The 22,400-nt window shown below is 62.8% G+C and carries 25 protein-coding genes and 2 pseudogenes; 5 read left to right on the top strand and 22 right to left on the bottom strand.

Going from position 1 to position 22,400, the window contains the following annotated elements; genetic code table 11:
- Nucleotides 1-144: 144 nt before the first annotated feature.
- Together K8U54_RS19395 and K8U54_RS19390 are read right to left on the bottom strand one after the other, a co-directional pair.
- Complete coding sequence (locus tag K8U54_RS19395; RefSeq protein ID WP_249907345.1) at nt 145-1,500, bottom strand: sensor histidine kinase; 1,356 nt, start codon at nt 1,498-1,500, stop codon at nt 145-147.
- A 1-nt stretch (nt 1,501) separates the two neighbouring features.
- Nucleotides 1,502-2,209, bottom strand: coding sequence for a response regulator transcription factor (locus tag K8U54_RS19390; protein WP_249907344.1), 708 nt, complete (start codon nt 2,207-2,209; stop codon nt 1,502-1,504).
- A gap of 134 nt (nt 2,210-2,343) precedes the next feature.
- Between K8U54_RS19390 and K8U54_RS19385 the strand changes: the two genes are divergently transcribed.
- From K8U54_RS19385 to K8U54_RS19370, 4 genes are all read left to right on the top strand, one after another.
- A complete protein-coding gene (locus K8U54_RS19385; protein ID WP_249907343.1) occupies nt 2,344-5,097 on the top strand; it encodes an ATP-binding protein in 2,754 nt (917 codons plus the stop codon).
- Nucleotides 5,084-5,716 carry a biliverdin-producing heme oxygenase gene (locus K8U54_RS19380; RefSeq protein WP_249907342.1) on the top strand — a complete coding sequence of 211 codons (633 nt, stop codon included), beginning with the start codon at nt 5,084-5,086 and terminating at the stop codon, nt 5,714-5,716. The genes K8U54_RS19385 and K8U54_RS19380 overlap by 14 nt, the downstream gene beginning before the upstream one ends.
- A gap of 92 nt (nt 5,717-5,808) precedes the next feature.
- On the top strand, nt 5,809-6,246 hold the full coding sequence (locus K8U54_RS19375; protein WP_249907341.1) for a hypothetical protein: 438 nt from the start codon (nt 5,809-5,811) through the stop codon (nt 6,244-6,246).
- Nucleotides 6,246-6,647, top strand: a complete 402-nt coding sequence (locus K8U54_RS19370) for an META domain-containing protein (RefSeq protein ID WP_249907340.1) — start codon at nt 6,246-6,248, stop codon at nt 6,645-6,647. Before K8U54_RS19375 ends, K8U54_RS19370 begins: the two co-directional genes overlap by 1 nt.
- Before the next feature lie 49 nt (nt 6,648-6,696).
- On the opposite strand, the gene dinB is transcribed toward K8U54_RS19370, so the two are convergent.
- The 3 genes from dinB to K8U54_RS19355 all read right to left on the bottom strand — a co-directional run bounded on the left by dinB (nt 6,697) and on the right by K8U54_RS19355 (nt 9,649).
- Nucleotides 6,697-7,773 carry a DNA polymerase IV gene (gene dinB, locus K8U54_RS19365; RefSeq protein ID WP_249907339.1) on the bottom strand — a complete coding sequence of 359 codons (1,077 nt, stop codon included), beginning with the start codon at nt 7,771-7,773 and terminating at the stop codon, nt 6,697-6,699.
- 171 nt (nt 7,774-7,944) lie between these two features.
- Entirely contained in the window at nt 7,945-9,219 is a 1,275-nt protein-coding gene (locus K8U54_RS19360; protein ID WP_249907338.1) for a Y-family DNA polymerase, read from the bottom strand.
- Nucleotides 9,212-9,649, bottom strand: coding sequence for a LexA family protein (locus tag K8U54_RS19355; protein ID WP_027904501.1), 438 nt, complete (start codon nt 9,647-9,649; stop codon nt 9,212-9,214). Before K8U54_RS19355 ends, K8U54_RS19360 begins: the two co-directional genes overlap by 8 nt.
- A 100-nt stretch (nt 9,650-9,749) precedes the next feature.
- On the opposite strand from K8U54_RS19355, the gene K8U54_RS19350 reads away from it, so the two are divergent.
- Nucleotides 9,750-10,445 (top strand): SOS response-associated peptidase family protein, encoded by a 696-nt coding sequence (locus K8U54_RS19350; RefSeq protein WP_249907337.1) that lies wholly within the window; start codon nt 9,750-9,752, stop codon nt 10,443-10,445.
- 49 nt (nt 10,446-10,494) lie between these two features.
- Here the strand turns inward: K8U54_RS19350 and K8U54_RS19345 are convergent, their stop codons facing one another.
- The 17 genes and pseudogenes from K8U54_RS19345 to K8U54_RS19265 form a co-directional block, all read right to left on the bottom strand.
- Nucleotides 10,495-10,977, bottom strand: a complete 483-nt coding sequence (locus K8U54_RS19345) for a hypothetical protein (protein WP_249907336.1) — start codon at nt 10,975-10,977, stop codon at nt 10,495-10,497.
- A 2-nt stretch (nt 10,978-10,979) separates the two neighbouring features.
- Entirely contained in the window at nt 10,980-11,300 is a 321-nt protein-coding gene (locus K8U54_RS19340; protein ID WP_249907335.1) for an STAS-like domain-containing protein, read from the bottom strand.
- Nucleotides 11,297-12,379 (bottom strand): hypothetical protein, encoded by a 1,083-nt coding sequence (locus K8U54_RS19335; protein ID WP_249907334.1) that lies wholly within the window; start codon nt 12,377-12,379, stop codon nt 11,297-11,299. The genes K8U54_RS19340 and K8U54_RS19335 overlap by 4 nt, the downstream gene beginning before the upstream one ends.
- Before the next feature lie 123 nt (nt 12,380-12,502).
- Nucleotides 12,503-13,296, bottom strand: a pseudogene (locus K8U54_RS19330) (DNA adenine methylase).
- Nucleotides 13,297-13,446: 150 nt separating this feature from the next.
- A pseudogene (locus K8U54_RS19325) lies at nt 13,447-13,626 on the bottom strand (hypothetical protein); the annotation flags it as partial.
- Complete coding sequence (locus K8U54_RS19320; RefSeq protein ID WP_249907333.1) at nt 13,550-14,020, bottom strand: hypothetical protein; 471 nt, start codon at nt 14,018-14,020, stop codon at nt 13,550-13,552. The pseudogene K8U54_RS19325 and the gene K8U54_RS19320, both read right to left, overlap by 77 nt.
- The gene (locus tag K8U54_RS19315) at nt 14,017-14,559 is read right to left on the bottom strand and encodes a glycoside hydrolase family 24 protein (protein ID WP_249907332.1); all 543 of its coding nucleotides are present in this window, start codon (nt 14,557-14,559) and stop codon (nt 14,017-14,019) included. Before K8U54_RS19315 ends, K8U54_RS19320 begins: the two co-directional genes overlap by 4 nt.
- Nucleotides 14,560-14,621: 62 nt before the next feature.
- A complete protein-coding gene (locus K8U54_RS19310; RefSeq protein WP_249907331.1) occupies nt 14,622-14,954 on the bottom strand; it encodes a hypothetical protein in 333 nt (110 codons plus the stop codon).
- On the bottom strand, nt 14,944-15,291 hold the full coding sequence (locus K8U54_RS19305) for a hypothetical protein (protein ID WP_249907330.1): 348 nt from the start codon (nt 15,289-15,291) through the stop codon (nt 14,944-14,946). Before K8U54_RS19305 ends, K8U54_RS19310 begins: the two co-directional genes overlap by 11 nt.
- Nucleotides 15,288-16,319 (bottom strand): hypothetical protein, encoded by a 1,032-nt coding sequence (locus K8U54_RS19300; protein ID WP_249907329.1) that lies wholly within the window; start codon nt 16,317-16,319, stop codon nt 15,288-15,290. Before K8U54_RS19300 ends, K8U54_RS19305 begins: the two co-directional genes overlap by 4 nt.
- A 10-nt stretch (nt 16,320-16,329) precedes the next feature.
- Nucleotides 16,330-16,929 carry a hypothetical protein gene (locus K8U54_RS19295; RefSeq protein WP_249907328.1) on the bottom strand — a complete coding sequence of 200 codons (600 nt, stop codon included), beginning with the start codon at nt 16,927-16,929 and terminating at the stop codon, nt 16,330-16,332.
- 11 nt (nt 16,930-16,940) lie between these two features.
- Nucleotides 16,941-17,162, bottom strand: coding sequence for a hypothetical protein (locus K8U54_RS19290; RefSeq protein WP_249907327.1), 222 nt, complete (start codon nt 17,160-17,162; stop codon nt 16,941-16,943).
- The gene (locus tag K8U54_RS19285) at nt 17,155-17,733 is read right to left on the bottom strand and encodes a hypothetical protein (protein ID WP_249907326.1); all 579 of its coding nucleotides are present in this window, start codon (nt 17,731-17,733) and stop codon (nt 17,155-17,157) included. The genes K8U54_RS19290 and K8U54_RS19285 overlap by 8 nt, the downstream gene beginning before the upstream one ends.
- A 6-nt stretch (nt 17,734-17,739) precedes the next feature.
- On the bottom strand, nt 17,740-18,606 hold the full coding sequence (locus K8U54_RS19280; RefSeq protein ID WP_249907325.1) for a hypothetical protein: 867 nt from the start codon (nt 18,604-18,606) through the stop codon (nt 17,740-17,742).
- Nucleotides 18,603-20,192: a hypothetical protein gene (locus tag K8U54_RS19275; protein WP_249907324.1), complete on the bottom strand. Its 1,590-nt coding sequence runs from the start codon at nt 20,190-20,192 to the stop codon at nt 18,603-18,605. The genes K8U54_RS19280 and K8U54_RS19275 overlap by 4 nt, the downstream gene beginning before the upstream one ends.
- Nucleotides 20,182-20,661, bottom strand: coding sequence for a hypothetical protein (locus K8U54_RS19270; protein WP_249907323.1), 480 nt, complete (start codon nt 20,659-20,661; stop codon nt 20,182-20,184). Before K8U54_RS19270 ends, K8U54_RS19275 begins: the two co-directional genes overlap by 11 nt.
- A 2-nt stretch (nt 20,662-20,663) precedes the next feature.
- A complete protein-coding gene (locus tag K8U54_RS19265; RefSeq protein WP_249907322.1) occupies nt 20,664-22,400 on the bottom strand; it encodes a hypothetical protein in 1,737 nt (578 codons plus the stop codon).

The following is a 22,400-nucleotide window of genomic DNA, read 5'->3' as shown; positions in this document are numbered from 1 at the left end:
TCCCCCATACCGCATGATTGTCAGGCCCAGACGGGCGAAAACGGCGGTCAGTGGATCTCCTGAAGGCTCGCCCTAGAGCCTTTCCGCCGTGATAACGACGCAAATGATAGTTAATATCATATGAGAGTAAACGTCATTTACAGACTATACACTTTGCACCTGCACCTCGGCCGCCGGTAGCAGCAGGTGCATCTGCAGCCCGCTGCCGGGCGGACTCTGGGCCCACAGCCGACCACCCTGCAGGGCGATGGCGCTGCGGGCGATGCTCAGGCCAAGGCCGAAGCCGCCGTCGCCCGGGCGCGCGCTGTCGAGCCGGGCGAAGGGCTCGAAAATGGTTTCCAGGTAGCGCGCCTCGATACCGGGGCCCTCGTCGATCAGGCACAGGTGCCAGCAATCGTCTTCCCGCACGCCCGTCAGGCGCACCTGCCCCGTGGCCGGTGAGTGGCGAATGGCGTTGCGCAGCAGGTTTTCCAGGGCCTGGGCCAGGCTGGTCAGGTTGGCGTACACCGTGCAGTCTTCATCGACCTCGAACAGCAGACGCTCGCTGGGCCAGGCGGCCTCGAAACAGGCATCCTCGACCAGCATGTCCCAGAGCTGCAGCACCCGGATCGGCTCGCGAGCGAACTGCGGGCGCTCGGAATCCAGCCAGGCCAGCTCCAGGGAGTTCTCCACCAGGGTCTGCATGATGGTGATTTCCCGGTCGAGGCGCTGGCGCAGCACCTGCGGGTCGCTCTCGCCGTCACTGGCCACGCGCAGGCGGCTCAGCGGCGTGCGCAGCTCGTGGGACAGGTCGCGCAGCAGGCGCCGCTGATACACCACGGTGCCCTGCAGGCGCTCGGCCATATGGTCGAAGGCGCGGCCCAGCTCGCCCAGTTCGTCCTTGCGGGCCGCCACCGGCGGGCCGACCCGGGCACTCAGGTCCCCCGCGCTGAGGCTGTTGGCCTGGCGGCGCAGGATCACCAGAGGCGCGATAAGCCAGCGATACAACAGGGTGCCCAGGAGGATGGCCAGGCAGGCGGGCAAGACGCTGTGCAGCAGGAAATCCCATATCGGCCGGGCGTTGCGCGGATCCAGGCGCGGCGGCAACTCCAGCACCAGGCGTGCCTGCCCGTCGCTGAACGGGATGTAGAACACCGGCTGCCCACCGGGACGGCCGACCTTCTGATCGAGCCGGCGCACGAAGCTCAGGCGCAGCGCCTCCTCGTCACTCAGCGGGCAGGAAGACAACGACCGCTGATGCTGGTCCACCACCACGACCCAGACCTGCTCACGCTGGTAGAAGTCGTGCAGAAACTCGTCCAGGCCATCGCGACCGCGCTCACGCCAGGCCGCTTCCGCCTCGCCGGCGATGACGCTCAGCTCCTGCTGGCTGCGCGGGGACAGCGTAGACATCGAGTCGTACACCCGTCGTTCCAGATCCAGGTGCATGCTGACGGTCAGCAGGCAGAACAGCGCCAGGCCGACGATCAGCTTCCAGAACAGCGAATGCCACCCCGGCACCTCAGGCTTCCCGGGCCGTCAGCACGTAACCCTTGCCCCACACCGACTCCAGGCGCTTGCCGTTGTAGGCGATGCCCTTGAGCTTGCGGCGCACGTTGCTGACGTGCATATCCAGGCTGCGGTCGTGCTGGGAATAACCGCGATGCAGCACGTGCTGATAAAGGAAGGCCTTGCTGAGCACTTCCTCAGCGTGCCGGGAAAAGGTTTCCAGCAGGCGGTACTCGGTAGAGGTGAGCATGGCCCACTGCCCTTCATGGCAGACGTCGCAGCGATCTTCATGAAAGGTCAGCGCATCAGCCTGCAGCGGCGGCTGGCCACGGCGCTCGTAGGCGACCCGGCGCAGGATGGCCTCGATACGCACGCTGAGCTCGCCCAGGCTGAACGGCTTGGGCAGGTAGTCGTCGGCGCCCTTGCTGAAACCGGCGATGCGATCCTGCTCGGCGCCCAGGGCGGACATCAGGATGACCGGCACATGGCGCTGTTCGCGCAGGCGCTGCAGCACGTCCAGGCCATTGCTGCCAGGCAGCAGGATGTCCATGAGGATCAGATCGAAGTGCTGCTCCTGGGCCAGACGCAGGCCTTCGCTGCCGTCGTGGCTGAGGGTCACCTCGAAGCCGCTGCCCTGCAGGTGGGCCTGCAGGTGGGAGGCCAGGGCCGGGTCGTCTTCGACCGCGAGAATTCGGGTGGCGGGGATAGTTGAGGACGTCATGGCAATGTGGCTCTGAAAAGCGAATGCGAGCGATTCTACCTATTGCATGGGGCCCCGTAACCCGCCTTACGACGGGCAAGCGTCACCCGGCCGGAATCGCTACACTGGCCGGCATCGTCGAAAGGGGGCATTGCGTGTTCAAGGATATCGGCATCAAGGGTCGGGTACTGATGCTTACCCTGCTGCCCACCAGCCTGCTGGCATTGGTACTGGGCGGCTATTTCATCTGGATGCAGCTTTCCGGCCTGCAGGCGCAACTGCTGCAGCGCGGCCACATGATCGCCGAACAACTGGCGCCCCTGGCTGCCCCCGCCCTGCTGCACGGCGACCAGCCGCTGCTGCAGCGCATCGCCACCGAAGCCCTGGAGCAGCCGGACGTGCGTGCGGTGACCTTCCTGACCACGCAAAGCGAGCGTCTGGCCCACGCCGGCCCGAGCATGCTCAACAGCCGCCCGGTGATCGACAGCAGCACCGTGGACATCGCCGAACAGAGCAGCCAGGACGCCACCCGCTTCCTGCTGCCGGTGATGGCCCAGCACCTGACCCTCAGCGGCGAGGAACGTGCCAGCGCCGAGGCCGAACCGATCGGCTGGGTGGAGCTGGAACTGTCGCACCACAACACCCTGCTCAGCGGCTACCGCAGCCTGCTCACCAGCCTCTTGCTGGTGGTTACCGGGCTGATCATCACCGGCCTGCTGGCGCTGCGCATGAGCCGCAGCATCAACGACCCCCTGCTGCGCATCAAGCATGGCGTCGCCCTGCTCAAGGACGGCCACCTGGAAACCCGTCTGCCGCCGTTGGGCAGCCACGAACTGGACGAGCTGGCCTCGGGGATCAACCGCATGGCCGAGTCCCTGCAGGCCGCCCAGGAGGAAATGCAGCACAGCATCGACCAGGTCACCGAAGATCTGCGCCAGAACATGGAAAACATCGAGATCCAGAACATCGAACTGGATTTCGCCCGCAAGGAAGCCCTGGAAGCGAGCCGCATCAAATCCGAGTTCCTGGCCAACATGAGCCACGAGATCCGCACGCCTCTCAACGGCATCCTCGGCTTCACCAACCTGCTGCAGAAAAGCGAACTCAGCCCGCGCCAGCAGGATTACCTGAGCACCATCGAGAAATCCGCCGACAGCCTGCTGAGCATCATCAACGAGGTGCTCGACTTCTCGAAGATCGAAGCCGGCAAGCTGGTACTGGAGAACATCCCCTTCAACCTGCGCGACCTGCTGCAGGACACTCTGACCATCCTCGCGCCGACCGCCCACGAGAAGAAGCTCGAACTGCTCTCGCTGGTCTATCGCGACACCCCGGTGTGGCTCTCGGGTGACCCGCTGCGCCTCAAGCAGGTGCTGACCAACCTGGTCAGCAACGCCATCAAGTTCACCCGTGAAGGCAGCATCGTCATCCGCGCCATGGTCGAGGAAGAGACCGCCGACCGTGCGCAGTTGCGCATCAGCGTGCGCGACACCGGCATCGGCCTGGGCGAAGAAGACCTGCGCGCGCTGTTCCAGGCCTTCAGCCAGGCCGACAACTCGATGTCACGCCAGGCCGGCGGCACCGGCCTGGGCCTGGTGATCTCCAAGCGCCTGATCGAGCAGATGGGCGGCGAAATCGGTGTCGACAGCACCCCGGGCGAAGGCTCCGAATTCTGGGTCAGCCTCAACCTGCCCAAGGCGCGCAGCGAGGCCGACGAGCAGCCTCGTGCCCTGGCCGGCCGCCGCGTGGCGATCCTCGAAGCCCATGAACTGGCCCGCCAGGCGCTTCAGCACCAGTTGGAGGATTGCGGCCTGCAGGTCAGCGCCTTCGCCGATCTCGGCAGCCTGTGCGACGCGGTCACGGCCGCCGCCGGCAGCGCACAAGCCTTCAGCTGCGCCGTGCTGGGCGTGACCAGCGACGACCTGTCGCCGGCCGCACTGGACAAGCAGGTCTGGGCGCTCGAGCAGCAGGGCTGCAAGAGCGTGGTGCTCTGCCCCACTACCGAACAGACGCTCTATCAGGACAACGTGCCGGACTGGCACAGCCAGCTGCAGGCCAAGCCGGCCTGTACCCGGCGCCTGCAACGCGCGCTGGTCGAGCTGGTGGCGCCACGACAGGCCCGCCAGGCGGCGCGCCACAATCTGACCCGTTCGCCAGCCATTCTCTGCGTGGACGACAACGCCGCCAACCTGCTCCTGGTGCAGACCCTGCTCGACGACATGGGCGCCAAGGTCACGATCGCCAGCAGCGGCTTCGATGCCCTGGTGATCACCCAGGAGCAGGACTTCGACCTGGTATTCATGGACGTGCAGATGCCCGGCATGGATGGTCGCCAGACCACCGAGGCGATCCGCCAGTGGGAACACGACAACGCCCGTACGCCGATGCCCATCGTCGCCCTCACCGCCCACGCCCTGGCCAACGAGAAGCGCACGCTGCTGCAGAGTGGCATGGACGACTACCTGACCAAGCCGATCAGCGAGCGCCAGCTGGCCCAGGTGGTGCTCAAGTGGACCGGCCTGACCCTGGCGGGCAACCCGCAGGAGCCGCAGCCCGATGCCGCCGCTGCGCCTGCCACCGCCGTGCTCGACCAGGAAGAGGGCCTGCGCCTGGCCGCCGGCAAGGCCGATCTGGCAGCCGATATGCTCAACATGCTGCTGGCCGGCCTGCCGGGCGACCTGCAGGCCATCCGCCAGGCGCGCGCCGACGGCGATCGCAATGCCCTGATCGAACGCATCCACCGCCTGCACGGCGCCACCCGCTACTGCGGCGTGCCGCAGCTGCGCGCCGCCTGCCAGTACAGCGAAACCCAGCTCAAGCAGGACCAGCCGATCCGCAGCAGCGGCCTGGACGAACTGGAGCAGGCGATCGCGCGCCTGCAAGAGGAGGCCCACGATGCAGCCGTCTGAGGGCGAGGCATCGCTAGCGCGCGCGGCAACCGTGCTGGCGACGGCGCCTGAGCAACTGCCGCTGAGCAAGCGCCTGAAAGCCGGCACCCGCCGTGATCACGACAGTGTCGATACGCTGGTGATGCAGTCGCGGCCCTTCGAGAGCCTCGCGCGTTATGGCTGCTTCCTGCGCCTGCAGCACCGCTTCCATGGCGCCCTCGGTGGGCTGTACGACGATATCGAGCTCAATCGCCTGCTGCCGGGCTTGCGCGAACTGCCCCGCTTCGAAGCGGTGCGTGCCGATCTTAGCGACCTGGGCCTGCCCCACCCGCCCACGCCCGCCGCTGTGGCGCCGCCCAGCGCCCACGCTGCTCTGGGCTGGCTGTACTGCTGCGAGGGGTCCAACCTGGGCGCCGCCTTTCTGTTCAAACAAGGCCAGCAGATCGGCCTCAGCGCTGAAAAGGGTGCCCGCCACCTGGCCGCCCACCCGGATGGCCGCGGCCTGCACTGGCGCCAGTTCGTCGCCCTGCTCGACGGCCTGGCGCTGAGCGAAAACCAGCGTGAAGAAGCCGTCGGCGGCGCCGTGGCGGCATTCGATCTCTATCGCGCCGCCTTGCGGGACATCTTTCCCGCTGCCTGATGCTTCACTGCGACGTCGGGCTGACCCCGGGCGTCGCCGTCCGCCCTCCGCTGTCAGGCCCTGCTAGAATGCCGTCCTTACCCGGAGGACCCATGGCCGAACACGATTTTCGCTACAACCTGCTCAACCCCGAACACACCCTGATCGAGTGCCGCGCCCTGGCTCCCGGCCGCTACCAGGTCACCGGCAACGGCGGTTCGATCAAGGGCAGCGACACCCTGGTCGTCAGCCTCAAGGGCAGCCGCGACCTGAGCATGCGCCTGCAGGTCGACAAGGTCCGTCACCTGATCAACCCGCCCGGCCAATGGGTCGCCGTCGCCCACGGGCCGGCGTTCACCGAGCTGTCGATCTTCAACTGGCAGGTCACCTGCGACAGCTGCGCCAGGCAACTGGACTTCGAATTCGCGGTCGACAGTGCACTGGGCAAAAAAGCCCAGACGCCAGCCGCCGACGCCCGCCTTGCCGAGCTGGGCTGGCGCAAACAGCAGGACAAGCACTTGTGCCCTGCGTGTATTAAAAAGGAGGCCTGATGAAACCGCTTCTCGCCCTTGGTCTGCTCGCTGCAGCCCTGGCTGGCTGCGCGGCAAAACCCGTGCAGCTGGAAAACGAGCGCACCTACCGCGTGGAATGGATAGGCGAGCGACCGCTGATCGACAACAGCCATCTGACCATCATCCTTGGCGAAGACGGCCGCGCCTACGGCAATGCCGGCTGCAACCACTGGTTCGCCAGCTATCAGCGTGACGGCGACAAGCTGACCTTCGGTAACGCCGGCAGCACCCGCAAACTGTGCGCGCCGGCACTGATGGAACAGGAAAACCGCTTTCTGCAGAGCCTGACGACCATCGAGCGCTGGGATATATCGCCCATCGAGCAACTGCGCCTGTGGCCGGCCAGCGGCAAACCGATCCGCCTGTGGCCTGACGAGTAGGCTGCCCGACGGCCAGGCGGGCTGCCCAGCCCACCTGGCCGTCCTCGTTCTACCGTTCGGACGGTGTGAACAGATCCAGCTGTTCGTGCTTGCCGCGCAAATCCAGCAACCGCACGCCAACACCGAGTAACCGCACGGGCCGATTGCCCCGGGCATGGGCACTGGTCAGCAACAGGCGATAGCTTTCCAGGTCCCGCGCCGCACCGGCCTGTTCCAGGGTGGTCTGGGTGAAGTCGTGGAACTTGATCTTGACAAAGGGCTTGCCCGCCCGATAGCTGCCATCCAGGCGCGTCATGCGTCGCTCCAGTTCTTCCAGCAAGGCCGGCAGCTGCGCCAGGCAGGCCTGCAGGTCCGGCAGATCCTGATCGTAGGTGTTCTCCACGCTCATCGACTGGCGGCGGCTGTCGGTCTGCACCACCCGCTCGTCGATGCCATGGGCCAGGCTCCACAGCCGCTCGCCAAAGCTGCCGAACTCGCGCACCAGGCGCAGCTTGTTCCACTCGCGCAGATCACGGCAGGTACGTATGCCCAGGCGGCTGAGCTTGTCCGCGGTGACCTTGCCGACCCCGTGCAGCTTGTTGACCGGCAGCTCGGCCACGAAATCCTCGACCTGATCCGGGGTGATCACGAAGATGCCGTTGGGCTTGCGCCAGTCGCTGGCGATCTTGGCCAGGAACTTGTTGGGCGCCACCCCGGCGGACACGGTGATATGCAGGTCACTGGACACCCGTCGGCGGATATCCTGGGCGATACGCGTGGCGCTGCCACCGAAGTGCTCGCAATGGGAAACGTCGAGAAAGGCCTCGTCCAGGGACAACGGCTCGATCTGGTCGGTGTAGTCGCGAAAGATTCCGTGGATCTCCCGGGACACCGCGCGGTAGACGTCGAAACGTGGTTTGACGATCAGCAGGTCCGGGCACAGCTTCAGCGCATGCCCCGAGGCCATGGCCGAGCGCACACCGTAGGCCCGCGCCTCGTAGTTGCAGGTGGCGATCACCCCGCGCCGATCGGCCGAGCCGCCAACGGCCATGGGTTTGTCGGCCAGCGCCGGGTTGTCGCGCATCTCGACCGACGCATAGAAGGCATCGCAATCGATGTGGACGATCTTCCTTTGCTTCTTATCCATTTGATTTTATTGGGCTTTCATAAACAACAAATGATTTGATACCCGCACCAATACCCGCATTAGCGGCAACTGAGATTCACGCAAAATCAGCCCCACACCGCGCTCACCAGCTTCCGACGAACGGTAGCTCCATGCCGCCTCCGACGGCATTGTACAAGCTCGTGAGCTTGGCTACTTACCGCCAATCGTCCACAACTGATCAAGCTTCGTCGTAAAGCTCTGGCTCATCATCTCCCGCCGCATACCCCACTCCGGCTGAAGCTCCACCCGTCCCGGCCGTAGCGTTCCCCTGCCCCACCTGGCGTTGATCTCGTCCAGCACCGCCATTACGCGCGTAGATTCGGCTGACTGCTGAGGCGCAAATAGGTCGCCGGTGATCTCGGTTCGCTGGCAGAGGTCGAGCAGCATCACCTCGGCCTTGCTGTACCAGTAACCGGCTCGGTAGGCCTGCTCCAAGGCGTGCATCGCATAATGAGTGATCATGCGGGTGTCGTCAGTCGCCCAGGGCAGCTGCAGCGTCACGCCCTTGGCGTACTTCGCTTCCTCTGGATTGTGCATGCCCGTGCGCACGCCGACGCGGATCTGCCGGCACACAGACTGCTGCGCCCGCAGCTTCTCGCACGCGGTGGCGGTGTAGGTCGCCACGGCCTGGCGAATCGACTCGATGTCCTGCAGGCGCTTGCCGAACATCCGGCTTGAGCAGATCTCTTTCTTTGGCGGTGCTGCCTCATCCAGCGTCAGGCATGGCGTCCCGCGCAGCTCGCGCGCTGTCTTCTCGATCACCACGCTGAACTGCTTGCGAAGCGTCCAGGCGTCAGCCTGGGCCAGATCCCAGGCCGTCCTGATGCCTTGGGCGTTGAGGTGTTCGGTCATTCGCCGGCCAACACCCCACACGTCACTCACCGGCAGCACCCTCAATACCTTGTCGCGCCGATCAGGGTCGCGCAGGTCGACCACGCCGCCAGTTCGCGTCTGCCACTTCTTCGCAGCGTGATTTGCCAGCTTGGCCAGGGTCTTCGTGCCGGCGATTCCGACGCCGGTGGGGATACCCGTCCACTTGAGCACCCGGGCCCGGATCTCGCGGCCGAGCTGCTCGAGGTCACCTGGCATGCCGGTCAAGTCGGCGAAGGCTTCGTCGATGCTGTACACCTCGACCGCCGGGGCCATGCCCTCAATCACTGTCATGACCCGCTCGCTCATATCGCCGTACAGCGCATAGTTGCTGCTGAACGGCACGATGCCGTGGCGGCGAAGCTCGTTCTTGATCTGGAAATACGGCGCGCCCATTTTCACGAACGGCTTGGCATCGGCCGACCTGGCGATCACGCAGCCGTCGTTGTTGCTTAGCACCACCAGTGGCACCCGCCGCAGATCAGGCCGGAATACACGCTCGCAGCTGCAGTAGAAGGAGTTGCAGTCGATCAGCGCCACAACCTGCTCAAGCATGGCAGCGCAACCGCCGCAGGCCGCTGGTAACCACGCCCCACACCTCGAACTCGTCGCCCTCGAGGATGTACCGCGGCGGGTATTTCGGATTCTCGGATTGGAGAATCACCTGCTGGCCTCGGCGAATGTAGGTCTTCAGCACCGGCTCGCTGTTCACAGCTCCGATTACCACGTCGCCCGACACCGCATCCAGCGACTTATCGACCACCACCACGTCACCGTCGAAGATACCCACCCCGGTCATGCTGTCGCCATCAACCCGCACCAGGTATGTCTGAGGCGCGTGGATGCCCAGCACTTCGTCCAGAGAGATTTTCTGCTCGAGGTGATCCTGCGCGGGACTGGGGAAGCCGGCCGGCACCCGGTAGGAAAAAAAAGGCAGCTCGGAGGATGAGCTGCCCACTGGGCCGAGGATGGTTGCGTTGCCCATAAGAGAGACCTGAGAATAATACTGTATGCATATACAGATACCAAATGACCCGAGCCGCGGTCAAAGACTCATGATGGCCAACTGACGACCGGAGGGTTTCATGTGCGGACGATTCACGCAGTACCGAACTGTCGACGAGTACGCGAAGGCTCTACAGCTGGGTCTGCTCGAGGGCGATTGGTCGAACGAGCCCCTGGCCCGCTACAACGTGGCGCCACAGTCCCGCGTCCTGCTGTTGCATCAAGATGATTTGGGCACGCATGCGACCCGAACCCAATGGGGCTACGCCCCGCACTGGGCGGACGGCAAGCGGCCGCCCGCGATCAACGCGCGCATCGAGACCGCCGCCACCAGTCGGTTCTGGGGCGCGATCTGGAAGAAGGGGCGCGTGATCATTCCGGCGGATGGCTGGTACGAATGGAAGAAAGACCCGGACAATCCCAAGGTCAAGCAGCCGTATTTCATCCGGCTGAAAGGCGGCGCCCCGGCGTTCTTCGCCGGCATTGCCGACGTGCCGCAGGACGGAGAGGAAGGCGCTGGCGGCTTCGCTATCATCACCGCAGCCAGCGATCAGGGGATGGTCGACATACACGACAGGCGACCTGTCGTGCTGCCGCCAGATGTGGCAAGAGAATGGCTGGAGCCGGGCTTGCTGTCCGAGCGGGCGGAGGATCTGGCCAGGCACCACGACACTCCGGCTGATCATTTTGTGTGGTATCCAGTGGACAAGGCGGTAGGCAACGTGAGTAACAAAGGGCCGGAACTGATAGTGCAGATTGACGGCCCGCTATTGTAGCTCACAATGGCCGAGCACCTTACAACAAACGAGCGAACAGTTAAACCGATCAGCCAATTCGAAAGAATCGCTCCTTTTGATATGTATCTCGGTAAGCCTCTTCCAGACTTGCAATTAACTCGGCAGCGTTAAGATTAATATTAGCTAAAACGCGATGATCCATACTTAGCTTGTCGCGATTAGCAACTCGATAAACACCATTATCGGAAACAGCTTGCCTCAAAGCACGTCCATCGACAGCTTTTCCCGCACACTTCAAATTAAGCAGAGATAGAGACTTTTCCATCTGCAGCAACTCCGGATCAATCGAAAGCTCTAAGCGTTTAGACTTAGGCCCATCGGCTTGAGTCAGACATTCGATTGTATTATTTCGAATGTTCTCTACAGAGACAATTGTACGATCAATGAATTGCCTGATTTCTTTCCGGGTCTCGCGCCGATCATTACCACGCGAAACTACCGACCAACCCAATATTAATACCAACAGTGGCACAACCCAACGCGCCAACTCTGCCCAATCCTTGAACTCCATATTTATTCCTTGCGAGCGGCGCCGACATAGTCCCAGCATTCTTTAACATAACTATCGACCTGAAACTTTATCTCCAACCTAGATTTAAGCTCTTTGGCTGTAAAGTAGCCTTTACGAACTAAGCCTCCAAAAGTCTCTTCCAAAAAAGAAGAACCCAAGGTTAATACGCCGTTCAGATCGACCACAACCTTATCGTTCCGCTTTAGAGCAGGAAGCAATATATCCTCACGAAACTCCTCACCCGACTTTTTACCATCATCTCGAAGACGAACGCAGGGCAGCTTCGTAAATTCTTTTGCTACATGTATTGTCATGCTGGTCATAATCTCTCAGAGACCTCGAACCCAAGGGCTTCGATTGGAATCTTCCACTGAACAATAGTTCCATTAATACTGTTTCGCTCGTCACGCGAAACCAGGGAATCATTAGGGCTATCTAGAGAGTAGACGCCTCGATTACTGAAAATACATATCTCCCCTACCTTTTTATCTCTCACAACCTTCAAGATATCCTTGAGACCTTTACCGCGATTTACTTTATTTGTGCTGGTTTTACCTACCGTAAGGGCAAGCTCAATCATTTTATGATCTTTACGCTTTAAACCTGACCTAGTTTTCAATAAGGATCCTAACTCCTCACGCCAGTTAGCCTCTAATGTTCCAGGTATTCCTAAGCCAAGGTCACAGATCACAACAGAAACGTCATCGCCTGATTGCCGTGCAAACAGCCACCATTTCAGAGGAACAGATCCTGGCACTGGAGTTTTCGACTGCTTCAAATAAGCATGCTCTGAGGAGTTCGCAACCGCCTCTGCCATTCCGCTCATTAGAGCGAGCCGTATCTCCATATTCCCGCCTTCGGTCAATATCTTCGGCAGTTTTTCAGCAATTGAATCTAAATCGCCTTCGTGCCCAGACGCGTACAGCCAGGGCAAAACATTACTCGCATTAATCTCACTTATCCTCGGTGGCAACCCTAATCGCTCAAGCAACTTTATGTGCTGAAACATTTGTTCAACGTTGCGATCAACAGGATAAATAGCGCTCAGTTTTTTTTGAGCAAAAGGCGATTCGAAAAGCCTTTCTAGCTCAGCAACAAATAAAAGCGTACCGCAAGGATGCAGCATAGTTATTCTTGAAAAATCGATGATCACATTGGAAACTTCGGGAGATGCTACCCGATCTTTCATTTTGCGAATGAATTGGATAACTTGGCTACGGAACTCCCCCTCAGAAAGACTGATAATGGATGGGAGACGAAGCCGGATGCTCGAAAACTTTCGATACCTTTGCTTCCTGTAACGTCTACTACGCCTAACCCCCGCTTGCCGAGAGCGGCGGGCTCTATCCGAGCGAATCGCTCGACGCGCCCAATCCAGTGACGCCTTAGAAACCTTTCTCATAACGCCTCCTTACGAAGCATTCATGATAAATGGTTTATTGGATTACAAAAAGGTCGATGAACCTAAGCGATTCAGGCATGACCCGAGCCTCTGCCCCTTGAGTAGTGGCCGCTGATTTTCAATCTAGAACAACCCCTGCAAGGCCGCCGGCTCCCAGTTCATGATCACCAGCTCGCCGGTCTTCTCGGCCAGCCCCTGCCGCTGGTTCGTACAGCTATACCGAATATCCAGCTGCTCCATGTGAAAGCCCTCGAACGCCCGGCGGATGTCGGGATGATCGTTGATGCTCACCATCACCTTCCCCTTGCAGCGCCGCATGAAGTCGGCCATCCGCTCGTACTCCTCGAACGGGAAGCCACGCCGTAGCCCTCGGTTTTCCAGTACGGCGGATCCATGTAGTGAAAGGTGTGAGCGCGGTCGTAGCGCTCGGCGCATTCAAGCCAGCCCAGGTTCTCGACGTAGGTGCCGGCCAGGCGCTGCCAGGCCGCCGTGAGATTCTCCTCGATGCGCATCACGCTGAAGCCTGGGGCGGTGGTGGCCGTGCCGAACGTCTGCCCGGACACCTTGCCGCCGAAGGCGTTGTGCTGCAGGTAGAAGAAGCGCGCGGCGCGCTGGATGTCGGTCAGCGTCTCCGGCCGGGCGAGCTTGTGCCACTCGAATAGCTGGCGACTGGTCAGCGCCCATTTGAACTGGCGTACGAATTCCTCGAGGTGGTTTTGGACAACGCGATACAGCGACACCAGGTCGCCATTGATGTCGTTCAGCACCTCGACCGGGGCCGGTTGAGGGCGCATGAAGAACAAGGCCGCGCCACCGGCGAACACTTCGACGTAGCATTCGTGGGGCGGGAACAGAGGGATAAGGCGATCGGCAAGACGGCGCTTGCCGCCCATCCAAGGGATGATAGGGCTGGTCATTAGGTGCAAACCTTTACTGTATAGATAAACAGGTGCTAGGCTCGCCGCGCTTCGTGCACGAGGCGGAGGCCATGGCTTGGCTTGCAGGGACGTTCTGCGGGTCAGGTGTCGAGCCTGGGTGTTGACGCACCTGGGCTCGGCGCCTCTCTTTCACTTAGGCCGCTGCGCGGCCTGACGCTCGATGCACGCAATCACCTGGGTGCTGCATTGCCCCAGCTCGTACTCCAGCTCGTCGACGGCGCGCCGCCAGTCGTCATTCACCACCAGCGCCTGGCGGCCCGGCAGCCGGCACGGTACCAGGCTGCACTCCATGCGTGCCGCGGTAGGCGGCGGGGTCGGTGGTTTCGGGTCGCGCGTACAGCTGGCCAACAGCGCCAGGGACAGCACCAGACAGATATACAGCCACGGCTTGATCATTGCGTTTGAGCTCCTCGAGGGCAGCCGACTGCGCGGCCTGGTTGCGGTTGATGGTCTGGCCAAGCTGCTGGATGCGGCGGTCGACGTCGGCGAGCTGGCCGAGCTGGTGGTGCTGCTGGGCGAGAACGCCGGCCTGCAGCTCGATCATGGCCTGGGCATCGGCCAGCTGCTGCTCTGCCCTGCCCGCTCGCTGATCCTCGATAGCGATACGCGGAGCCATGCCCCACCACACGACACCGGCAGCGGCGGCCATGAGCAGCAGCACGCCGACCGTCTTGGCGACCAGCTGGTACTGGACCGGGATCATGCGACCACCCCACCACACGCGGTGAACATGGCCAGCAGGTCGCCCTGGTCGCAGGGCTCAGCGGTGCGTTCGTCGGCATAGATCTTCAGCAAGCTGGCCAGTTTGTGCTCGCGCTGGCCGTAGCCAGCGCCAGGTAGGCTGGCCCAGATCGGCGCCGCAGCGGCGATGGCTTCCTTGATGCGGCCGGCCTTGATGTGTGGCAGCGCGCCGCATTCGGTGAGCAGCTTCACGGCAGCCAGATCCTGGGCGCGCGGGATGAAGCGGCCGATAAAGCCGTAGTTCGTGACGATCGCGTCCCAGGTGCGGGCCAGGAACTGGTAGCGGCCGGCAGCGGTGGACTTGATGCCGTAGCGCGGCAGCGATACCGAGATGCGCGGGTGCTTGCTGTAGTCTGTGAACAGCTGGCCGCCGACGAGTACATCGTAACCGTCATCGTTACTGCGCTGATTAGGGTGGTCAGTGCCCTCGCTCCAGGCGAGCATATCCAGAAAGGCGAGCACGTTCGCGCCGCCCGCTTCTTTTGCAGTGAGTCGAGCCATAGGGTTTTCTCCAGGCATGAAAAAGCCCGCACGGTGGCGGGCTGCTTTGAAATGGACGGTGATCAGCCTTGCGGCTGCACCCATAGATCGGCCTGCGCCTGGCCGGCGAGCGCGAGCGCTTCTCGCAGCTCAGGCGCACCGACGTCGACGGCAGTGTTGTCGTGCAGCACCCAGCGCACAGTCGCCCCAGGCCCTGTTGCATCGAGCGCAAGAATGGCGCGAGCCATACGGCCCTGGCTGATCTCGTCACCATCGAAGCACCGCCCAGCTTCAGTCGTCACAGAGATACGACGCACCTGCGCCGCGCGCTCGACTTTGAATGCAGAACGCTCAGCCTCAGCAGCGGCATAAGCCTTATCCTCGGAGGTGACCACCTGTGAAAAATCAATGCCCATTGGCAACCTCCTGAGTGCTGCCCTGCTCGTCATCGACGGCCGGGTCGAACGGCAGCGCGATCGGACCTCCATCAGAGGCCACCAGCGCGTCGGGAAAAGCCACCGCCCGCGACGGACTGCGCCCATGCGGAAGCTTCAGCGTGACGTGCAGCTCTCCAGCATGCCGCTCAACCTCACCAACAAACCAGCCAGAGCCCACTGCGACTGCAGGCAAGCTCGCACCCTCGGGCAGCGGGCTGAAGTCAAAGGCCTCCCCGTTCAACGTCAGCACGTCCCCGGCCACCGACAGGGTCGGCAACGCCTCATCACTGCGGACAGGTGATAGGTGGATAATCATTTCCAGCGTCCTTTTACTGAGATCCAGACGACATAGCTCTGGGTTACCGAGAACTTCCAACGCAACTTGACGGTATCCCCAGCGAGGAAGTCAGCCTGCAGCTTCAGCACGTCATAGCTTTCGCTGCTGCCGACGCCCGCCACCGTGGCAAGGATGACCGCCCGGTAGGCCGACGACCTCACCGCAGGGAGCTGGACGTTAGTCTCACCATAGGCTCCTGCAGTCGCGGAAATGGTCACGGGCCTGATCATCTCCAGGCGGCCATCAGTGAAGCGCCAGAAATCGCCGTTGGCGTTGGTTCCAAACTCCTCGCTGATTTCAGTGATCACCTGCACACGGCCATTGCGGGTCTTGTTGATCCCGTAAGCAACTTGCACAGCGCCGGTGAGATAGTGCACTTGCAACTGCCACCAGGTATCAGAGCCGCCGGCATGTAACAGTGGGCAGTAGGAGTAATACCCGACGGTGTTGTCTTCGATCCTGAGCATCTTCGAGATACCGTGGTTCTCTAAGATGGTCTCCATGGTTGGGTTGGTACCCATGAAGCCGGGCTGGCCTCCGAAGCCGAAAGAGCCCTCCAACGCGACGGCAGTTTGAGTGAGGCTGGAAACGAATCTACCTGCCTGTACAGGCAAGTACGCTGCGGTTCCTAGGGCCTGGCGCTCTACCAGATCAAAACCACCGGTGCCCACGTTTCGAATTGCAGCCGTTCCCAGGCCCAGGGTGGAGCGTGCAGCCGGCGCATCCGCCGCCGCGTTGAGCAGCCGCCCGAACACCGTGAGGTCGGCAAGCGCCATAGCGCTCTCGGCCGTGAAGTAGAACATCTTGTTCGCCGACCCCGTCAGCCCCGCCAGCGAGGTCAGGTTGGCGTGCTTCGGTTGGTAGTTGGCCTTGTAGCTGATGATCGTGCCGCCATGGTTGGTGGTGTACAGATCGAAGCCATCCCCGGCGCGGACCAGATAGATCGAGTCCGCCTCCAGGGTCTGAGGCAGAGCTGATACGACTTTGTAAAGCTTCAACTCGGCCATGCCGTTCCCCTTACCAGTTCACCGTCGCCCATTCCATGGAGCCGCCGCCGATGGCTGCACCGCGGAAGGTCAGCTGCTGGCTGGCGTTCTCGCTGAGTTGGTCGAGCACGCCCTTGTTGGCGTGGACATGCGCCTTGTCTGCCGCATCGTCCAATTGCGCGGGCGTGCTGGTTGGCCCGCCTTTGATGCTGGACCAGGTGAACTCGATGTCAATCGACTCGTACTCGGCCACCTTTGTGAAGGTGTCTTCGGACACATCGTAGAAGTACAGGGCAGCGCCCCGCTCCACCGATTCATCTGCGATGGCATCGGCCACGAGGATCAGCTTGTTGATTTGCGGATCAGAACGGGCAATCGCGTCACGCTGTGCGATGTCGGCGGCCATGCGCAGAGCCTGGGAGCTTTGTGCAAAATCCTGTAGGGCTGCCGAAATCAGCATGCTCGTGATATCGGAATTTCCCATACCGCGCGGTTCACCCGCCTGGTTTGTGATGATGCTTTCAGCGATGAGCATCCCCTGCACATCGCGCTCGAGGAAGTAGAGTGCGTTCGGCTCCCATTGCCCCTCGCCGGGCAGCGCGGTTACCTTGAAAAACTTCAGCTGAGCCATGGTTCTCTCTCCTACCAATCAGCGGTTTCCCAGCTCAAAGGCTGGACGTATAGCCCGTCGGGCAATTTCTGTATTTGGTTATCTGCTGAAGCGCTGACCTCCGCGCCGTCCAAGCCGTCACGCCCCGGCGGCCCCTGCTCCCCACTGGCCACCACCACGCCCGCCACCTGCTGCGGCTCGACCACCAGCACGAACGGCGCGGCGTCGACCAGCACAGTCGGTGCGTCAGCCATGGCAGCAGCCTCCGTTAACGGTCACCTTGCCCTGGAGCCACCGCTGCACGCTGCCGTCGGTGAAGGTGATGTCCAGGTTGTAGCGCGCCTCTGCCCAGTCGATGGCAGCGGTTTGCGCGGCTGTCATCTCCAGCAGCAGGCGGCCCAGGCCGGCGATGGCCAGGCCGCCGTTCTCGGTGGTCAGCTCGATCGGCTGGCCAGCATCAGGCGTGATCAGCAGCACGGCGCGGCATCCGGCCAGGTCAACGGGCAGCTGATACACCAGCGTGCCGCCCTGGGCGCGCTGGCCCAGGCCGTTGAGGTCGTTGTAGTCGAGGGTGTCCGCGTCCACGCGCTTGGCGATCCGGAAACCCTCGCGGCCCTTGTCGCGATTCAGGGCAGACCAGTTGCTGCCTTCAATCCATGTCGGCCAGTCACCCGGCAGGCCGTGCTCTGGCACCGTGAGGCGCAGCGGTGCGCTCTGTGCAATGGCCGTGATCGGCCGGTAGGTGTAGGTGGGCTGCATCAGCAGCAGCGGTTTGCGCAGCGTGGCGCCTTTTGTCACGGGCAGGTCTAGGCAGGCCGGCTGCATGGCTGGCTACTCCTCAGGCACAGGTAGAAAGCTGATGGTAGGGATGGTGTGGGAACGGAGTTCAAGGCTGCAGTAAGCGCCTTCCACGTAAGATGCGGCTTCCCTTATCGAGATCGAAATCGGCTGGCTGTTTCGGAGGATCAGCACGGTTCCGGCGACAGTGGCTGTCGTACCGGTTCCGAAGTCCAAGATGCTGCATTGCAACATCGAGCCGAGCGCGCTGAAGTCCAGGCTCAGCCCGATATCAGTTGCTTCGACGTCAAGCGACCAACCATGCGGCGTCCCTTCCCACGCGGGCACAACCAGCGTTAATGGAAAGCCTTCAGGTAGCGCTCCCAATTCTGCCGTTACCTGGATCCTTCGTGCATGGCGCGGCAGCTGATAAACAACGCCGGGCGAACCAGGGTTTAAGGAATATCCGTACCCCCCATCGGCGCCGGCAAAAAGCGCCCAGTCTTCAGGGGTGTTGTTGGCGAGCGCGACGTAACTGGCCACGCCTTCCCAAACATGAATCTGCCCGGTGTAGGCCGGTGCGTCCTGCGGCCTGTCGGGGGTAACCACCGGGCCTCCGCCACCGCCGCCGGACTGCTCCAGATCTGTAACGCGTGTGTCGATGCCGGTTAGCCAACCCGCAGTGATCGCGTTGTAAATCACGCTGCCCTCGGGCCAGTCCTGATCAGTTGTGCCTTCCTGAGCACGCTGGAGCGTCGCGCTACCACCGACAACATTTGCCTGCACAACCTCCCAGCGGGTGGCGGCGGCGGCGTCGTCAGCCAGCGTTAGGCGGTATTCACCATCCGCCAGATCAAGGTCGAGCGCGGTCACGCCTGCGGCGAGAGTTACAGGCCGCATCCAGTTGTTCACGAATTTCATATGAAGCCTGCGATGGTTCGCCCGGGCATGTCGCACTCGCGCACGGCCTGGCCGGTGATGGGGTTATAGGCGGCGTTGTAGATGAAGTTCGGTACCAGGCCGCTGCCAGAAGTGCGGATCGGGTATTCGGTGGTTTCACCCACCACCCCCAGCGGCGTAAGCAGCGGCCCCCAGAAGGTTTTGTAGCCGGGCTGGCCAGTCAGGGTGTAGCTCTCGAACGTGGCGAGCGACACCCAGTTGCGCCGGACCACCGCGCTCACGGTGTAGTAGTTCGTGGCCCACAGCGCCGCGGGCAGGTAGATCAGGCCCGCATCATTTCTAGGGTTGAGCTTGTCCAGCGATTGCAACGTGCCGGGCGCAACCTCCTCTTCAAGCGTGCGCTGCAGGCCCGCGGATGCCGAGTCATTGGTTACCGAAGTGCCGGTAGCCCGACCACCCGAAGGCTGCGTGAGCATAACCAGCCGATCAGAATCCATGCTGGTGCTGATGCTCGCGCCCTTGAAGCTGAACACCAGTTCATAGTGATAGCTCGAGGTGTAGCGCTGCCGCGCGGGTGGCCTGGGCGGCTCTTCACCAGGCTGCCAAGGCTCGCAAGTGCCGGATTCGGCATTGGGCTTGCCCCACTGGTACGAATCGGTTGTGGTGCTGATCGTCTCGCTTCGCTGGTCGGCGTAGCTGGCGGTGATGAAGTCAATGTCATCACCTGAATACACCGCGCCGATTACCACACCCGTGCGCTTACTCTCCCACCCACGCGAGCCATTGTCGCCGCTGGTTTCGTTTGGCCTGTCCTGCACTACGGGATGCGAGGTACAGCTCGGGTAACCATCCGCCACGCTGGTGAGGCGGCCCAGGCTGCTGTTCACGGTGAAGCTGTAACTGCCCATCAGCTCGGCGGCGGTGCGCCGGATAGTCGCCGTGCCCTTTACCTCGCCTTGGTCATTCAGGCTCAGCACCAGCTCGATGATCGCCACCATGGTGGTGGCCCAGCCTGCTGTATCTGCTAGGCCGGCCAGGCTTACCCCAAACAGGTGGCGCGTGCCGTCCGGGCTGATGTCCAACTTAGTCAGCCCGTAGGATGGCTCCGGCATTATTCTTGAGGCCAGCGAACCGTCGTATTCGATCGCGGCCTTCGACCAGTCGAGTTGCACGTCGGCCAGCGGCAGCTGCGCAAGCGTACGGCCCACGCCACCGCGCGGCTGCGCCGAGAAGAGCACCTGCCCGTCGAATACACTGCCGGAAATGAACAGATGGCGGGTCAGCTCGCCCAGGCGCACCGGCAGGAACAACCCGCCGCCCACTATCCGACGGCCGAGCAGTTTGCCTCCTGCTGCTTCGATCTCAGGGTTCGGCGGCGGGTCCGGCATGCCGATGTCCCACAGGTAGCCGTCCTGTTGCGCGGCGTAGTCCGCCATCCTGTGGTTCTCGCCCAGATACCTCGAGTAGAACGCCGGCATAGGCAGCGACGCCCGGCCGTCCAGGGGGTCGAGCATGATTTGCGGGTTGCCCTGCATGGTGTACACAAGGCCGTGGTACGGCAGCGGGTCGATACCCGTGATCGCGCTCGGCGGCCAGTTACTCTCCATTCGGGTTCTCCGGTGGTTTCGGGTTGCCGTTTTCGTCGAGAGCGGCAAAGCCCTCGACGATGATCTGCCGGCCCTCGGCGTCGACCATCACCATGCGGGCGATCTTCTTCACTGCGAAGTAGCCGCTCGCGTCGAACGTCGCGATGTAGCTGGGCTCTTCCGCGTAAACGATCTGCTGCACGGTCAGTGGGCTGGCCACCCCACCACCGCCGGGCGTGGCCGGCGGCGCCACGTACGTGCCGCGCCCGCGCTGAGCGGGAAGCCCGCCGCGCGCCTCGAGCGTTCTCAAGCTGCGCTGCTGTCGAGGCGGGGTCACCAGGGCATTGATGTCGTCGGCCTGGCTCTTGCCTGTGCGGCGCTCGACCATGGCCTGGCCGCCTGACCGGCGGGCGGCAGCGTTATCGGACGCACGCCGTTCGGCGGTGTTGCGCGGCTGAATGGCCCGGCGCTCTCGTTCACCTGGTGACATGCTCAAAGCTCCAACGGATCATTCGGGATGCCCACGCGATATGTCGCCGAGGCGGTAGCGGTGCGCTCGTCGCGGTATTGCTCGGGGATTTCCCGCGCCTCTACATCGAAGCGCCGCGGGAACTGCTCGGCGGTCAGGTCGTCGGTCACATCCCAGTTGCCGCTGAATCCGAGGCGGTTGTCGTCGTATGGGGGTATTCGCTGGCCGGTTACGGGGTGGTTTATGCGCCCGCCCAACTGCGTGCCCAGCGGCGCGCCAGAACCTGAGGGGTTCGGCAGCGACGTGTCGGGCGATCCTGGAACCGTCAGCGGGTCACTCACACCACCGCCGTTCATCACCGCCACGTCCAGCGTGGTGATGGCAGTACCACCGGCCAGATCCAGCACGTGCTGGATGCGTCGACACTTGCCGGTGGCCAATGCCTTGTCGGCGACCTGCAGCGTGTGCAGCAGGTCGATATCCAGCGCCATGTCGGTCGGTACCTGGAAGCTCAGTGTGGTGCCGCGGTGGGCGCTCACCAGCGTCGTGCTACCTCGGTGCAGCAGGCACTCAAGCGCTGCAACCCGGCGGGCGTTGTCGGTGAGATCTTCATGGCGGCCCTGCCCGCTCGGTTCATCGTTCTCCCAGTCGTCGGTGCGGCTGTTCTCGATCTCGAAGCTGGCGGAGTCGCGGCTGATTACCCGCGTAGCTTCGCTTTCGCCGAGCGGCGTTTGCAGCACCAGGCTGTATTTCTCGGTGACGGTTTGCACCCAGCGCCGGGCGCCAGTGGCCGTAGCGATCAGCCAAAGCCCGGGAAAGGTGTTCTGCCACGGGCTACCGTCACCGCAAGGGTTCGGCATGCTCATCGGCAACTGCGTGCCGCCAACGCCACCGATCAGGGCCAGGCCACTGCCGGTGATGGCATTTTCGATGTCGTCAGTGGTTGGCAGCTCGGACGAGTAGGTTCGCCAGTTGCAGAAACCCTGGATGCCCGAGGCCCCATTCGTCTCCGGGTGCGTCCAGCCGAACGACTGGTTCGCCTGCCACAACCGGCTGTACCGGTAGTCCAGCGTGATCTCCACATAGTTGGTGGTGCCGCCGTGCGCCTGCAGCTCGAGCTGCACGCTGCCGTCCAGCGTCTGGCCTGGGCCGAACACGAAGTGCGGCGTGGCGGCCGCGTACCAGCTGGTGGTGCGCAGGTTGCCGTAGGTGTCGGCATCCAGGCTGGCCGGGCTGGTGCTCATGCGCTCGCCGGCGTAGTCCCAGCGGCTGCGGCCCTCAACGGGCTCAAACACATCCGCCGACCAGTAGCCGCCGCACAGCGTGTCGATCTGTTCCAGGGTCAGGCCTTCGATGCGCTGCTGCAGCTGATCGCTGCACTCGCAGCCAAGCACGCGGGTGGTGGCGTCCCATGTGGGCAGCTCCAGCAGGCCGGTGTACAGGCGGGCTTCGGTCACCACGCCGTAGCGGTCGCGGCTGATGTAGTCGAGCGTCACGGCCTTGCCGATCCACTGCGTGGGCACCACCGGCTGCCCGGGCGCCAGGTACAGGCTGAAGCCCGCCACAGCGGCGGCGCCCTCTTCCCGGTCGACGTCCAGCTGGCCGGTGAGGATGGCCGTCATGTCCACCCCGCCGATCAGCAGCCGCACCCGCCATACGTACGAGGTGCCGTGCACCCGGTACTCCGGCTCAGGCTGCGGCGCCACCCCGGCCCGAAGCGTGTTCAGCGGGCCGCTGTTTAGCGGGGATCCGTTGATCAT

The organism is Pseudomonas fulva (assembly GCF_023517795.1).
Taxonomy (GTDB): Bacteria; Pseudomonadota; Gammaproteobacteria; order Pseudomonadales; family Pseudomonadaceae; genus Aquipseudomonas; species Aquipseudomonas fulva_D.
The sequence above is the reverse complement of the archived record's forward strand: the minus strand, read 5'-3'. Positions and strand labels throughout refer to the sequence as shown.

Bases quoted from the DNA above. Each gene is read 5' to 3' on its own strand.
- K8U54_RS19390 (WP_249907344.1), bottom strand. From the start codon at position 2,209: ATGACGTCCTCAACTATCCCCGCCACCCGAATTCTCGCGGTCGAAGAC.
- K8U54_RS19380 (WP_249907342.1), top strand. From the start codon at position 5,084: ATGCAGCCGTCTGAGGGCGAGGCATCGCTAGCGCGCGCGGCAACCGTG.
- K8U54_RS19375 (WP_249907341.1), top strand. From the start codon at position 5,809: ATGGCCGAACACGATTTTCGCTACAACCTGCTCAACCCCGAACACACC.
- K8U54_RS19370 (WP_249907340.1), top strand. From the start codon at position 6,246: ATGAAACCGCTTCTCGCCCTTGGTCTGCTCGCTGCAGCCCTGGCTGGC.
- dinB (WP_249907339.1), bottom strand. From the start codon at position 7,773: ATGGATAAGAAGCAAAGGAAGATCGTCCACATCGATTGCGATGCCTTC.
- K8U54_RS19360 (WP_249907338.1), bottom strand. From the start codon at position 9,219: ATGCTTGAGCAGGTTGTGGCGCTGATCGACTGCAACTCCTTCTACTGC.
- K8U54_RS19355 (WP_027904501.1), bottom strand. From the start codon at position 9,649: ATGGGCAACGCAACCATCCTCGGCCCAGTGGGCAGCTCATCCTCCGAG.
- K8U54_RS19350 (WP_249907337.1), top strand. From the start codon at position 9,750: ATGTGCGGACGATTCACGCAGTACCGAACTGTCGACGAGTACGCGAAG.
- K8U54_RS19345 (WP_249907336.1), bottom strand. From the start codon at position 10,977: ATGGAGTTCAAGGATTGGGCAGAGTTGGCGCGTTGGGTTGTGCCACTG.
- K8U54_RS19340 (WP_249907335.1), bottom strand. From the start codon at position 11,300: ATGACCAGCATGACAATACATGTAGCAAAAGAATTTACGAAGCTGCCC.
- K8U54_RS19335 (WP_249907334.1), bottom strand. From the start codon at position 12,379: ATGAGAAAGGTTTCTAAGGCGTCACTGGATTGGGCGCGTCGAGCGATT.
- K8U54_RS19320 (WP_249907333.1), bottom strand. From the start codon at position 14,020: ATGATCCCGGTCCAGTACCAGCTGGTCGCCAAGACGGTCGGCGTGCTG.
- K8U54_RS19315 (WP_249907332.1), bottom strand. From the start codon at position 14,559: ATGGCTCGACTCACTGCAAAAGAAGCGGGCGGCGCGAACGTGCTCGCC.
- K8U54_RS19310 (WP_249907331.1), bottom strand. From the start codon at position 14,954: ATGGGCATTGATTTTTCACAGGTGGTCACCTCCGAGGATAAGGCTTAT.
- K8U54_RS19305 (WP_249907330.1), bottom strand. From the start codon at position 15,291: ATGATTATCCACCTATCACCTGTCCGCAGTGATGAGGCGTTGCCGACC.
- K8U54_RS19300 (WP_249907329.1), bottom strand. From the start codon at position 16,319: ATGGCCGAGTTGAAGCTTTACAAAGTCGTATCAGCTCTGCCTCAGACC.
- K8U54_RS19295 (WP_249907328.1), bottom strand. From the start codon at position 16,929: ATGGCTCAGCTGAAGTTTTTCAAGGTAACCGCGCTGCCCGGCGAGGGG.
- K8U54_RS19290 (WP_249907327.1), bottom strand. From the start codon at position 17,162: ATGGCTGACGCACCGACTGTGCTGGTCGACGCCGCGCCGTTCGTGCTG.
- K8U54_RS19285 (WP_249907326.1), bottom strand. From the start codon at position 17,733: ATGCAGCCGGCCTGCCTAGACCTGCCCGTGACAAAAGGCGCCACGCTG.
- K8U54_RS19280 (WP_249907325.1), bottom strand. From the start codon at position 18,606: ATGAAATTCGTGAACAACTGGATGCGGCCTGTAACTCTCGCCGCAGGC.
- K8U54_RS19275 (WP_249907324.1), bottom strand. From the start codon at position 20,192: ATGGAGAGTAACTGGCCGCCGAGCGCGATCACGGGTATCGACCCGCTG.
- K8U54_RS19270 (WP_249907323.1), bottom strand. From the start codon at position 20,661: ATGTCACCAGGTGAACGAGAGCGCCGGGCCATTCAGCCGCGCAACACC.
- K8U54_RS19265 (WP_249907322.1), bottom strand. From the start codon at position 22,400: ATGATCAACGGATCCCCGCTAAACAGCGGCCCGCTGAACACGCTTCGG.